Genomic DNA, 13,465 nt, shown 5'->3' with positions numbered 1-13,465 from the left:
TCACAATTTTTAGAAGATCTTTTTTATTTTTTTAAGGAAAAACTGAAGCAGCTTCCTTTGCCAACAGCAGACTTTACACTGATATTACCACCCAATTTGGTAACCAATTTTTTAACCGTAGAAAGTCCAATACCATGACCTTTTTGTCCGAATCTATCAGTTTCTTCAACTGTAGAAAATAGCTTGAAAATTTTCTTTTGCTTTTCTTTTGGTATGCCGATACCGTTATCGGTAACGGTTACGTAGTTAAAATTTTCGTTTTCAGTCTTTAAATCAATATCAATAATAATTTCTGGTTTATCGTTATACTTTAAACTATTGGTAATTAAATTAAGTAAAATTAGTTCTAAAGCTGCACGATTGGTAACTATATCGAAATCTTTTTCAGGAATATTAATCGTACAATTTACTTTTATGTTTAAAATATCGATAACCTCTTCAAGTAATTGATTAAAAGAAAAGGACGTTACATTTTTTTTGTCTACACTACTGTTTTCGTAGTAGTTAAGTAAATTGTTAATGTAATTGCTTAAAGATAGCGACGAATCTTTTATATTAATAAGGTAACTAAGACCTTTATCGTCGATGTTTTTTTGATATTTAGATTTTAAAATATCGGTTGTTAAAATCATATTGGCTAAAGGCATTTTCATATCGTGCGCTACTTGCGATGCAAAACTCTTTAGCATTTTATTTTTTTTGATAAGTTTACGCTTTGTTTGCTTAAGCTTGGTGTTACTTTTATTAAGTTCAATAAGTTTTACAACTTGTTTAGAAAGCAATTGTAATGATTCAATTTGCTCGTCGTTAAGCGTATTTTCTTTATGGTCTATAACACATAATGTACCTAGTTTGTGATCGTTTTTATCTTTTAAGCAAACACCTGCATAAAAAACAATGGGTTTTTCGGCATCTTTAACAAAAGGGTGATTTATAAATTTTAAATCCTTTTTTGCATTTTCAACAATATAAACATCTTTATCACTAGCTACGGCATAACTACAAAAAGATAAATTTCTGTCTGAGCTACAAATTTCCATGCCTTTAGCCGATTTAAACCAAACCTCATCTTTTTCAACAATAGAAATTAAAGCATTAGGTATTTGGGTAATCGAGCAAGCTAAATCTGTAATGTTATTAAAATTAACATCGTTTTGGTTTTTTTGCAACTTATAGCTTTTAACCGCTTGGAGTCGTTCGGGTTCGTTTATTGGAATGCTACTTAGTTGCATTTGATGGGTTATTTAATGTTCAACTAAAATACTAAAAAATTCAACAAAAATGATAGAAAAATGAATTTAAATAATTTTTCCGTCCACCATAGTTAATTTCCTATCGGCCATATTAGCTAATTCTTCGTTATGAGTAACAATTACAAAAGTTTGACCAAACTCATCACGAAGTTTAAAAAATAGGTTATGTAAATTTTCAGCTGATTCGCTATCTAAATTTCCAGAGGGTTCATCTGCAAAAATTAAATCAGGATTGTTTATAAGCGCTCTAGCCACAGCAACACGTTGTTGTTCGCCACCAGAAAGTTCATTAGGTTTATGATTATAGCGATGCGATAAGCTTAAAAAATCTAAAAGTTTTTTGGCTCTTTTTTCGGCTTCATTTTTTTTTGTGCCTTTAATAAACGCAGGTAAACAAACATTTTCTAGGGCTGTAAACTCTGGTAATAATTGATGAAATTGAAATATAAAACCAATATTTTCATTCCTAAATTTGGCCAAAGCTTTATCGCTTAAATCATTAACGATTTGTTCGTTTATTTTAAGTTGAAAGTCAGTTTCGGTTGAAGCTTTATCTAAAGTACTTAAAATTTGAAGTAAGGTAGTTTTTCCTGCTCCCGAAGCACCAACTATCGAAATTATTTCGCCTTTTTCTATTTGAAGATTTACACCTTTTAAAACATGTAAATCGCCATAATATTTATGAATATTTTTTGCTTGAATCATCAATAAAAATTAATACCGTGAAATTACTGTTTTAAACTGGTATGTACAATTATGATAAGCTTTTCTTCGTAAAAATTATGATAACATTTCGAGTTATTTTAAATATCACTATTTTTATAAAAAATGAATGTTATATGCCATATAATAAGTTTGAAGAATACAACATGCAAGTAACCGATGATGTTAAAGAGCGTTACAAAAACATTATTGACGATTTAGGAGAAGATACCAAACGCGAAGGCCTTTTAAAAACTCCAGAACGCGCCGCAAAAGCAATGCAATTTTTAACGCAAGGATATAACCAAGATCCTGTTGAAATTTTAAAAGGCGCTATGTTTAAAGAGTCTTACAATGAGATGGTTATTGTAAAAGACATTGAGTTATATTCACTTTGTGAGCATCATATTTTACCTTTTTTTGGAAAAGCGCATATAGCTTATATTCCTAACGGACAAATTGTTGGGTTAAGTAAATTGCCTAGAATTGTTGACGTTTTTGCACGCCGATTACAAGTGCAAGAACGATTAACCGAGCAAATTCTAGATTGCATAAACGATACTTTAAAGCCTCAAGGTGTAGCGGTGGTAATTGAAGCAGCACATATGTGCATGATGATGCGCGGTGTGCAAAAGCAAAACTCAACAACAACAACCTCTGGTTTTCGTGGGCAATTTGAAAAAATTGAAACAAGAAATGAGTTTTTAAAGCTTATAGGGAAATAGTTTTAAAAACGGTACGTTTCTTGTTTATAGTAAATTAAAATATTACTATATGAATGAAAAGCACAAAAAATTACTACTCTCTATATTTTTAGATGCACTTGGTTACGTATCATTTGTAATTCCTGTTGTGGGAGAATTTACCGATGTGGTTTGGGCACCATTTTCTGGTTGGTTAATGATGAAACTTTACAAAGGTAAACCTGGTAAAATCGCCGGAGTTGTATCGGTAATAGAAGAAGCTTTGCCTGGTTTCGATATCATTCCAACCTTCACAATTATGTGGTTTTATACTTATGTGTTTAACAAAAAATAAAAACTTTTTTAACATTTCTTAAACTAAGAGTCCTTGCTGTTTTCTTTAAATTTTGAAAAAAAACAAGTATGGCGATATTAGGTAATATTATTAAAGGCATTATAGATTTACAAGGTGTTTTTACTTCAGAGGTTAACCATGTTGAAGCACAACATAACGTTTTAAAAGATTTATTAAACAAAGCAAAGCACACACAATTTGGAGAGCATTACAATTTTGAGTCTATTTTAAAGTCTGATAATATAGAAAAAGCTTTTGCTAAAGCCGTACCATATTTTGATTATAACCGAATAAATGATGCCTGGTGGCATAAATTACACGAAGGAGAAACCAATGTGACTTGGCCAGGAGATTTATCGTATTTTGCTTTAAGTTCGGGTACGACTGGTAAAACAAGTAAACGTATTCCAGTAACAGACGATATGGTCGAAGCCATTAGAAAATCGGGAATAAAGCAGGTATTAGCTTTAAAAAACTTTGATTTTCCAGCCGATTTTTTTGAAAAAGAAATTATGATGCTTGGTAGCTCTACCGATTTAGAAGAGAACAACGAGTTTCTTGAAGGCGAAATTAGTGGTATTAGCGCGAGTAATATTCCGTTTTGGTTTAAAAGTTATTATAAACCAGGAGAAGCCATTGCAAAAATTGACGATTGGGATGCCCGTGTACAGCGGATAGCCGAAAATGCTAAAAAGTGGGATATTGGCGCATTAAGCGGTATTCCGTCTTGGATTGAATTAATGCTTCAAAAGGTAATCGATTATCATAATTTAGATACTATTCACGACATTTGGCCAAACTTAAAAGTGTACACTTCTGGAGGCGTTGCATTTGGACCTTATGAAAAAAGTTTTCATGCTTTAATGGGAAAACCTGTTACGGTTATTGATACGTATTTAGCTTCCGAAGGGTATATGGCAACTCAAATAAGACCAGAAACTGATGCGATGCAATTAAATACAGAACATGGCATTTACTTTGAGTTTGTTCCGTTTAAGCCAGAATATATTAATCCAGATGGATCTTTAAAACAAGAAGCTCCTGTTGTTAGTTTACAAAATGTTGAGCTAGAGCAAGATTATGTTTTAATAATTAGTGCTGTTAGTGGTGCGTGGCGCTATTTAATTGGTGATACTATTGAATTTACTAACATTGAACGTGCCGAAATAAAAATAACAGGAAGAACAAAATTTTTTTTAAATACTGTTGGATCACAGCTTTCTGTAAATAAAATGGATGCTGCAATGAAGGGGTTAGAAGAGCAATTTTCAACAAAAATTACCGAATATACCATTTGTGCTAAACGAGGAGAAGATGGCGAGTTTTACCATTTTTGGTATCTAGGAGCAGCAGATGAAAATTTAGATGAGACTAATGTAGCAAACGCTCTTGATGATTTATTGATAGAAGCAAACAAAAATTATAAAGTTGCCCGAAGCAAAGCGTTAAAAGGCGTAAAAGTTAAATGTGTAGCCCCTGAAGTATTTCACGATTGGAATGCGGAAAACAAGAAAAAAGGCGGACAAGTAAAAATGGAACGTGTTATGGCAGAAGATAAATTTGAAGCTTGGGAGGCCTTTGTAGCAGCGTGTTAATTAAGTTGTGGTTTCGCATTGTTTGCATTAACCAGTTCCATAATTTCTTCGGGAGATAAGTAGTATTTTTTAATACGCATTACGTACGAAGGATTAATATCGGCGTGGTTTAATATAAAATTTTTAGTTTTTAAAATATAATTGCCCATGCCATGTTTTACCGCATAAGTATCTGCAGCACGTTCGGCTTCAATAATGTGGTTTTCAGAAAATAAATAACTAAAACCAAAACCAATAAGGTTTAAAGTACTTCGGTTTTGGTAATCTTTTATATGTCCTAGTTCATGTCCAATCCAACCAATTAAAATATCTGAAGGAATGTTTTCGGTCAAGAACTTTTTGTCGGATATTTTAAATGTTTCACTTATTAAAATAATATAACTTCTATTTTTTTTGCCCTTAAAAAAACTACTCAATTTTGGCTGCGCCTGCATTGTAGATTTTTTTATGTTTTTTTTAAACTTAAATTCTATAGAAGTATTTTTTAGTTCTGGAAAATAAGATAAGGCTGTTTCAACTTCATTTTTAATACTTTTAGGAATTATCTTTTGTGTAGTCATAGATGATTTTATGTTTGCTCCCAATATTGTTATAACAAATAATAAGGTTGCTATTACTAATTTCATTTTCATTCATTTTAATATAACAATAAATTAAAAAAGCACCCAAAATTGAGTGCTCTTTAAGTTTTATTTAGCGTTTTGGTTAGAATTGATAGCGTACTCCGAGAGCCACATCAAAATCAACATCATTGTTATCATAATAATCTTCGCCAAAACCAATTTCTGGTCTAAAATCTAACGATAGTTGTAACGGAAAATCAAATGAATATTCAACACCAATATTACCGGCAGCGAAAACAAAAGTATCGTCATTGTCATACCCAAAAGCGTTGTTATTATAATCATACGATGCTAAACCGCCACCAACACCAGCGTACCAGTTAAAATCGCCATCAAGCAACCATACCCATTGGTACAAACCAGTTAGTTTAAAACCATCAAAATCTCTTGCACTTCGCCAGCCTAAATCAAATTCTGCACGATTGTTATTGGTTATGGCACGTTGGTACGAAACTTCAGGTCCTAAGCCATCACTTCCGCCTAAGCGTAAACCAATAGCGTTTTCTGAAATGTTTTGAGCGCTTGTAGTAAAGGCAAAACCTAAAATAGTTAATGATAATAAAAATAATTTCTTCATAAGTTGAATTTTTTTGTTTAATGAATAGTACGAAAAACTAATCAAAATGGATGTTAAGGATATTTTAAAGTTTGATTTTACAAAAATAACGTCAAAAATGTGTTTATATTTAGCCCTTTGGCACATAAATTTTTACCATGTCTTTAATATCTTTAAAATCAACTTTATCAGGCGAATTATATTTCGATAATCTTATAAAATCTATTTATGCTACCGATGCGTCAGTGTATAGGATGTTACCAAAAGCAGTAGCATATCCTAAAAACAAAGCTGATATTAAAGCATTAATAACCTATGCCAAACAGCATAAAACATCGTTAATTCCTCGAACGGCGGGAACATCTTTGGCTGGACAATGCGTTGGAAATGGTATTGTAGTTGATGTCTCTAAATATTTTACTGAAATTATTGATATTGACACCAAAGCCCAAACAGTTACCTTACAACCGGGTGTAGTTCGAGATGCTTTAAATAACAAAGTAAAGCATTTAGGTTTGTTTTTTGGTCCTAATACATCAACATCAAATCGTTGTATGATTGGAGGTATGGTTGGTAATAATTCTTCTGGTACAACCTCAATTCAATATGGTGTTACACGCGACAAGGTTATAGAAATGCATACCATATTAAGTGATGGTAGTGAGGTTGTTTTTGGAGAATTAACAAAGGATGAATTTCAAGAAAAGTTGAAGTTAAAAACGCTTGAAGGTGATGTTTACCGTAATATTTATGCGGAATTAAAAGATGAGTCCATACAAAAGCAAATAACAGAAAACTTTCCTAAGCCAGAAATTCACCGTAGAAATACGGGTTATGCAGTTGATGAGTTGTTACAATCGGAAGTGTTTAATACTTCAACACAAAAATTTAACTTTTGCAAATTGCTGTGTGGTAGCGAAGGTACTTTGGCATTTACCACACAAATTACGGTGAAGTTAGATAAATTGCCACCAGAGCAAGCCATTATGGTAGCAGCGCATTTTAGTAGTATTGAAAACTGCCTAAATGCCGTTGAAATGGTTATGCAACACAATTTGTACACTTGTGAAATGATGGATAAAACCATTTTAGATTGTACAAAACACAACAAAACACAGCAAGAAAATCGGTATTTTATTGAAGGCGATCCTAAAGCAATTTTAATGTGCGAAGTCCGCGCAAACACTATTAAAGAAGCGGAAGCCAATGCAGAAAAACTAATAAATGCGATTAAAAATTCTGGTTTAAGTTATGCGTTTCCAACCTTAGTTGGACCAAATATTAATAAAGCTAACCATTTAAGAAGTGCAGGTTTAGGACTTTTAGGAAACATTATAGGCGATAAAAAATCGGCCGCTTGTATAGAGGATACTGCTGTAGCATTACCAGATTTAGCCAATTATATTGCCGATTTTGGTAAACTTATGCAGCGATATAAACAAGAAGCTATTTATTATGCTCATGCAGGTGCTGGTGAGTTACATTTGCGTCCTGTTTTAAATTTAAAAAAGTCGGGCGATATTGCTTTATTTAAGCAAATAACAACCGATGTGGCGCATTTAGTTAAAACCTATAATGGCTCAATGAGTGGTGAACATGGTGATGGTATTGTGCGTTCGGGATTTATAAAGTTGATGTTAGGTGATGCTAATTATGAACTTTTAAAGCGTATAAAACACGTTTTTGATGCTGATAATATTTTTAATCCTGGTAAAATAATTGATGCCTTACCAATCGATGAAAATTTGCGTTATGTAGCCGATAGGGAAGAACCTAATATTGAAACGTTTTTAGACTTTTCGAAGTCGCAAGGCATCTTACGAGAAACCGAAAAATGTAACGGTTCGGGTGATTGCCGAAAAGCGCCAGAGTTTGGGGGTGTTATGTGCCCTAGTTACAGAGCTACAAAAAATGAAAAAGATACCACACGAGCCAGAGCAAATGCATTACGTGAGTTTTTAACTAACTCTAACCAAGAAAACAAGTTTAATAACACCGAACTTAAAGCCGTTTTTAGTTTATGCTTAAGTTGTAAAGCTTGCGCTAGCGAATGCCCAAGTAGTGTAGATGTGGCTAGTTTAAAAGCTGAATTTCAATACCAATACCAAAAGGCTAATGGTACGAGTTTACGAACTAAATTATTTGCTTACAATAATAAGCTAAATGGTATGGCTAGTAAATTTCCAAGACTTTCAAATGCGGTATTTTCAAATGGCGTTTCTGCTTCAATCATTAAAAGTGTTACAGGTGTAGCCGCACAACGTAGTTTGCCTTTGGTTTCTAAAACAAGTTTAAAGTCTTATTACAAAACATTTAAAAAGGAGCATTATCAAGCAAGTTATATAAAGAAAATCTATTTATTTAACGATGAGTTTACCAATTATTTGGATTCCGAAATTGGTCAAGATGCTATACAGTTATTAACTTCTTTAAATTATAAGGTTGAAATTTTAAATAATGCTGAATCTGGGCGAGCATTTTTATCAAAAGGACTGCTAGAACAAGCTAAAGTTGTTGCGAATAAAAATGTCGCTTTATTTAAAGATAAAGTATCAAAAGAAACACCGCTTATTGGTATTGAACCTTCAGCAATATTAAGCTTTAAAGATGAGTATTTAAAATTGGCAGACGATAAATCTTCCGCGGAAGCGATATCAAAAAACACGTTGTTAATCGAAGAATTTATTCAGCAAGAAATTTTAATCGGAAACATAAAAACCGAGCAATTTACAACCGAAGCTAAAACCGTGAAATTTCATGGGCATTGTCACCAAAAAGCATTGGCAAATCAATTATCGAGCTTTGCAGTGTTGAATTTGCCAGCAAATTATAAAGTAACCATTATACCTAGTGGCTGCTGTGGTATGGCAGGTAGTTTTGGCTACGAAAAAGAACATTACGAAGTTAGTATGACAGTGGGCAGTCAAACTTTATTTCCAGCCGTAAACAATGCAGCAAACGATGTTTTAATATCGGCAAATGGAACAAGTTGTAGGCATCAAATTAAAGATGGAACAAATAGAATTGCAAAACACCCAATTAGTATTTTAAAGGAGGCTTTGGTTTAGTGGGCAGTCGCAGTACACAGTCGCAGTATTCAGTCGCAGTCTCAATGGTCAGTATTGAGTATGGAGTTACAGTTTTAAAGTATAACCATTTAAAGTGTCTTTCTGATTGCAGTCGAAGAATTTTTTGTAATTAAATTTTTAAATTGAAGTTAGAGTAAACTCTAATCCTTTTTCTTTTTTTTCTTCTTCTTTTTTTCTTTGTCAACAATAGTTATGGCTGCAATAAGTTCGTTAATTTCCATGTTTTCTACGTCATCTTCAACTACAAAAGGCGCGAGTTTATCTTTATTATAATTGTAAATTTTCCAACGCTTAAATTGATATTCTAAGGCAGTAAAGTTTTCAACCCAATCTCCCGAATTTAAGTAAGTAGTGGTACCATTTTTAGTTTCAATTCTTTCAAGTTTTGGCTGGTGAATATGTCCGCAAACCACGTAATCGTAAGCATTTTCAATAGCAATTTCGGCAATTACTTTTTCAAAGTCGTTAATGTATTTTACGGCACCTTTTACGCCGTTTTTAACCTTTTTACTAAGCGAAAACCGTTCTTTTCCCCGTTTTTCTAAATACCAATTTACACCACGGTTTAGTAACGTAAGTAAATCGTAACCCCAACCACCTAGTTTAGCTAGCCATTTAGCGTTTTGTATCGAAACATCGAATACATCCCCATGAAAAAACCATGCTTTCTTACCGTCTAAATTTAAAACTAGCTTATCTACAATCGAAATTTTTCCAATGTTAGTACCGCTAAATTTACGTAGCATTTCGTCGTGATTTCCTGTAATGTAAATTATGTCAACACCATCAGAAGCAAAATCCATAATTTTTTTAATCACTTTTAAGTGCGATTTAGGGAAGTAACGCTTGCTAAACTGCCAAATATCAATAATATCGCCATTTAAAATTAGTTTTTTGGGCTCAATGCTATTTAGATAAGTTAATAAATGTTTGGCGTGACAGCCATAAGTGCCGAGGTGAACATCTGAGATAACGGCAATTTCTACTTTTCTTTTAATCTTCAATTGTAAATAGGGTATTGGTCATAACAAATTACCCATTCTAATATTATTCAATCATTATGTAATAATTATTTATATATCAGCTTATTGTTAAGTTAAAGTTATCCAGATGGTATTTTATGTCATCAAAATGCAATTTTATTTCAGTATTTCTAAGAATAGAATTATTTTAGCGTCAAAATTTTATTATGGCTGGAAATTCTTTTGGAAAACTATTTAATTTAACAACTTATGGCGAATCTCATGGGCCTGCATTGGGCGGTGTAATAGATGGTTGTCCTCCTGGAATTGAATTAGATTTAGATGCAATACAAAACGAATTAAACCGCCGTAAACCCGGTCAGTCGGCTATTGTAACCCAGCGTAAAGAGCCAGATACGGTTAAATTTCATTCGGGTATTTTTGAAGGTAAATCTACCGGTACACCAATTGGTTTTGTTATAGAAAATACCAACCAAAAATCGCACGATTACTCACATATAAAAGATAGTTACAGGCCAAGTCACGCCGACTACACTTACGATAAAAAATATGGTTTAAGAGATTATCGTGGCGGCGGACGCAGTTCTGCTCGCGAAACCGCTTGTAGAGTAGTGGCTGGAGCCATTGCAAAACAAGTGTTAAAAGGCATAGAAATTAAAGCTTATGTTTCGGGTGTTGGCCCTTTAAAACTAGATAAGCCACATACCGAAGTTGATTTAAACAATATAGAGTCTAACATTGTTCGTTGTCCAGATACCGAAATAGCAACTAAAATGGAAGCTTTTATTAAAGAAGTGCGTAGTAAAGGCGACACCGTAGGTGGTATTGTAACCTGCGTTATTAAAAATGTTCCTGTTGGTTTAGGCGAACCAGTGTTCGATAAATTACATGCCGAATTAGGAAAAGCCATGCTATCTATTAACGCTGTAAAAGGTTTTGAGTATGGTAGTGGTTTTCACGGCAGTACAATGTTTGGTAGCGACCATAACGATGCTTTTAATACCGATGGAAGTACTAAAACAAACTTTTCGGGAGGCATTCAAGGAGGAATAAGCAATGGTATGGACATATATTTTAGCGTAGCCTTTAAACCCGTTGCAACATTAATTCAAGCTTACGAAACTATTGATAAAGAAGGTAAAGTAGTGCAAATGCATGGTAAAGGGCGTCACGACCCCTGTGTTGTACCGCGCGCTGTACCTATTGTTGAGGCCATGGCGGCACTAGTTTTAGCCGATTATTTTTTAATAAATAAAATGCATAATTAGTAGCTGTTTCCCGCTTTCGCCTATATCTTTTTAAAACCTTTAATAATAAACAGGATGATTTTTTAATAATTGTCCTGTTTTTGTTTTTAAAATAATAACTTACTAATCAAAGTTTTAAAAAGGATGCCGTCTCAATCGGGGCTAAAATTTTTGCGAATTCTTCAACCAAAGCCTAAAAATACTTATCTTGTTTGCGAATAACTCAAAACGAACTACATGAAAAAAATAGCATTACATTGGAAGATTTTAATAGGCATGGTTCTAGGAATCATTTTTGGTTTTATAATGAACACGGTCGATGGTGGAAAATCGTTTGTAGGCGATTGGATAGCCCCTTTTGGTAAAATATTTATAAATCTTTTAAAGTTAATTGCTGTTCCTTTAATTCTAGCTTCACTTATAAAAGGAGTTTCCGATTTAAAAGATATTTCTAAAATAAAATCTATGGGATTACGCACCATAGGAATTTATATTGGCACAACGGTAGTTGCCATAATTATTGGTTTAAGCATTGTAAATGTTGTAAAACCTGGAAATGGTATGCCGCAAGATACCATCGAAAAAATTAAACTTAAATATGAAAATGATGCTGGTGTAACCGATAAATTAGTAAAAGCATCAGCGCAAAAAGATGCTGGACCTTTACAGGCTTTAGTAGATATTTTTCCGAGTAATATTTTTCAATCGTTTGCCGAGGCGTCAATGCTTCAAGTTATCTTTTTCGCTTTATTTGTTGGTATTTGTTTGTTATTAATTGGTGAGAAAAAGGCAAAACCATTAATCGATTTCTTCGATTCGCTTAACGAAGTCGTTATGAAAATGGTCGATTTAATTATGCTTTTTGCGCCCTATGCCGTTTTTGCGTTGTTGGCAAACGTTATAATTGCATTCGATGATACCGAAATTCTATTAAAACTATTGTATTACGCGCTTTGTGTTGTTGGCGGACTAATAGTAATGATTGGATTTTACATGCTATTAGTAAGTGTATTTACAAAAAAATCACCATTATGGTTTATAAAGCAATTAAGTCCTGCGCAATTATTGGCTTTTTCAACCAGTAGTAGCGCCGCTACTTTACCTGTAACCATGGAACGCGTTGAAGAACATTTAGGTGTCGATAAAGAAGTATCTGGGTTTGTATTGCCTGTTGGTGCCACGGTAAATATGGATGGTACAAGTTTATACCAAGGCATTGCCGCCGTATTTATTATGCAAGTAATTTGGCCCGAAGGTTTAACGTTTGGTAATCAGTTAGTAATTGTAGCTACGGCTTTATTAGCCTCAATTGGTAGTGCCGCGGTACCAAGTGCAGGTATGGTTATGCTAGTTATTGTATTAGAATCTATTGGGTTTCCAGCAGAATTGTTACCTATTGGTTTAGCACTTATTTTTGCGGTAGACAGACCACTGGATATGTGCAGAACGGTTGTAAACGTTACTGGCGATGCTACCGTATCGATGCTTGTTGCAAAGTCTTTAGATAAATTACACGACCCTAAACCAAAAGAATGGGACGATCATTACGATGAAGTAAAATAAAAAATATGCTATTAACCACGCCTTTAGTTTCTGTAGAATGGCTTAGTGCCAATTTAAACAATGACAAACTTATTGTTTTAGACGGTACTATAGCCAAAACTTTTGAAGCAGATTCGAAGCAAATTAAGCATGCACGTTTTTTTGATATAAAAAATAAATTTAGTGATACTACAAATAATTTTCCAAGCGCCTTTCCTTCAGAAGCTCAATTTCAAGAGGAAGCTCGAAAATTAGGTGTAAATAATGATAGCGCTATTGTAGTTTACGACGATAAAGGGATTTATTCTAGTGCCAGAGTATGGTGGCTTTTTAAAGCTTTTGGATTTAATAATATAGTGGTTTTAAATGGTGGATTACCTGCTTGGTTAAAGGCGAGTTATCCAACCGAATCTATGATACTCTATAACGGTAGTACAGGTAATTTTGTAGCGAATTTACAACCTGGTTTTATGCAGTTTTTTGAAGATGTAAAACGAGCTTCTAAAGATAAAACGCATACTATCATTGATGCACGTGCTGCGGCAAGATTTAATTGTGAAGTGCCAGAGCCGAGAGAAGGATTACGTTCTGGTACAATACCAAATTCGGTTAATTTACCTTTTCAGGATTTATTAGAAAATGGGATTTTTAAATCTAAAGCAGAAATTGAGTTAATGTTTAGTAAAATGGCAAAACCTGAAGATGACTTAATATTTTCTTGTGGCTCTGGAATTACAGCTTGTGTGTTAGCATTAGGCGCAGAAATGTCTGGATACAAAAATATTTCTGTATATGATGGCTCATGGACAGAGTGGGGAACCCTTGTTGAATAGAATA

Annotated in this window: 12 protein-coding genes; 7 read left to right on the top strand and 5 right to left on the bottom strand. The window is 33.5% G+C overall.

What is annotated here, in order from left to right; translation table 11 throughout:
- Nucleotides 1–23: 23 nt before the first annotated feature.
- Both PK35_RS08560 and PK35_RS08555 read right to left on the bottom strand, forming a co-directional pair.
- The gene (locus tag PK35_RS08560) at nt 24–1,232 is read right to left on the bottom strand and encodes a GAF domain-containing sensor histidine kinase (RefSeq protein WP_044626288.1); all 1,209 of its coding nucleotides are present in this window, start codon (nt 1,230–1,232) and stop codon (nt 24–26) included.
- Nucleotides 1,233–1,298: 66 nt separating this feature from the next.
- The gene (locus PK35_RS08555; RefSeq protein ID WP_044626287.1) at nt 1,299–1,958 is read right to left on the bottom strand and encodes an ABC transporter ATP-binding protein; all 660 of its coding nucleotides are present in this window, start codon (nt 1,956–1,958) and stop codon (nt 1,299–1,301) included.
- A 134-nt stretch (nt 1,959–2,092) separates the two neighbouring features.
- Here PK35_RS08555 and folE point away from each other — a divergent pair, with 134 nt between their 5' ends.
- The 3 genes from folE (at nt 2,093) to PK35_RS08540 (ending at nt 4,588) form a co-directional block, all read left to right on the top strand.
- Complete coding sequence (gene folE / locus PK35_RS08550; protein ID WP_044626286.1) at nt 2,093–2,680, top strand: GTP cyclohydrolase I FolE; 588 nt, start codon at nt 2,093–2,095, stop codon at nt 2,678–2,680.
- A 49-nt stretch (nt 2,681–2,729) separates the two neighbouring features.
- Nucleotides 2,730–2,993 carry a hypothetical protein gene (locus tag PK35_RS08545; protein ID WP_044626285.1) on the top strand — a complete coding sequence of 88 codons (264 nt, stop codon included), beginning with the start codon at nt 2,730–2,732 and terminating at the stop codon, nt 2,991–2,993.
- A gap of 68 nt (nt 2,994–3,061) precedes the next feature.
- Entirely contained in the window at nt 3,062–4,588 is a 1,527-nt protein-coding gene (locus PK35_RS08540) for a GH3 family acyl-acid amido synthetase (RefSeq protein WP_044626284.1), read from the top strand.
- Here PK35_RS08540 and PK35_RS08535 read toward each other — a convergent pair.
- Both PK35_RS08535 and PK35_RS08530 read right to left on the bottom strand, forming a co-directional pair.
- On the bottom strand, nt 4,585–5,214 hold the full coding sequence (locus tag PK35_RS08535; RefSeq protein ID WP_414629297.1) for a hypothetical protein: 630 nt from the start codon (nt 5,212–5,214) through the stop codon (nt 4,585–4,587). The genes PK35_RS08540 and PK35_RS08535 overlap by 4 nt on opposite strands.
- A gap of 79 nt (nt 5,215–5,293) precedes the next feature.
- Nucleotides 5,294–5,788 (bottom strand): hypothetical protein, encoded by a 495-nt coding sequence (locus tag PK35_RS08530; protein WP_044626443.1) that lies wholly within the window; start codon nt 5,786–5,788, stop codon nt 5,294–5,296.
- A 137-nt stretch (nt 5,789–5,925) separates the two neighbouring features.
- Here PK35_RS08530 and PK35_RS08525 point away from each other — a divergent pair, with 137 nt between their 5' ends.
- Nucleotides 5,926–8,835, top strand: a complete 2,910-nt coding sequence (locus PK35_RS08525; protein ID WP_044626283.1) for an FAD-binding and (Fe-S)-binding domain-containing protein — start codon at nt 5,926–5,928, stop codon at nt 8,833–8,835.
- A 161-nt stretch (nt 8,836–8,996) separates the two neighbouring features.
- Here PK35_RS08525 and PK35_RS08520 read toward each other — a convergent pair whose 3' ends face one another.
- Nucleotides 8,997–9,860: a UDP-2,3-diacylglucosamine diphosphatase gene (locus PK35_RS08520; RefSeq protein ID WP_044626282.1), complete on the bottom strand. Its 864-nt coding sequence runs from the start codon at nt 9,858–9,860 to the stop codon at nt 8,997–8,999.
- A gap of 185 nt (nt 9,861–10,045) precedes the next feature.
- On the opposite strand from PK35_RS08520, the gene aroC reads away from it, so the two are divergent.
- From aroC to PK35_RS08505, 3 genes are all read left to right on the top strand, one after another.
- Nucleotides 10,046–11,107: a chorismate synthase gene (aroC, locus tag PK35_RS08515; protein WP_044626281.1), complete on the top strand. Its 1,062-nt coding sequence runs from the start codon at nt 10,046–10,048 to the stop codon at nt 11,105–11,107.
- A 216-nt stretch (nt 11,108–11,323) separates the two neighbouring features.
- A complete protein-coding gene (locus PK35_RS08510) occupies nt 11,324–12,649 on the top strand; it encodes a dicarboxylate/amino acid:cation symporter (protein WP_044626280.1) in 1,326 nt (441 codons plus the stop codon).
- A 5-nt stretch (nt 12,650–12,654) separates the two neighbouring features.
- Nucleotides 12,655–13,461: a sulfurtransferase gene (locus tag PK35_RS08505; protein WP_044626279.1), complete on the top strand. Its 807-nt coding sequence runs from the start codon at nt 12,655–12,657 to the stop codon at nt 13,459–13,461.
- Nucleotides 13,462–13,465: the final 4 nt, after the last annotated feature.

This window comes from Neotamlana nanhaiensis (genome assembly GCF_000943555.1).
In the GTDB taxonomy this organism is placed as follows: Bacteria; Bacteroidota; Bacteroidia; order Flavobacteriales; family Flavobacteriaceae; genus Neotamlana; species Neotamlana nanhaiensis.
Note: the sequence above shows the minus strand (reverse complement) of the source record. Positions and strands in the feature narration are given on the sequence as shown.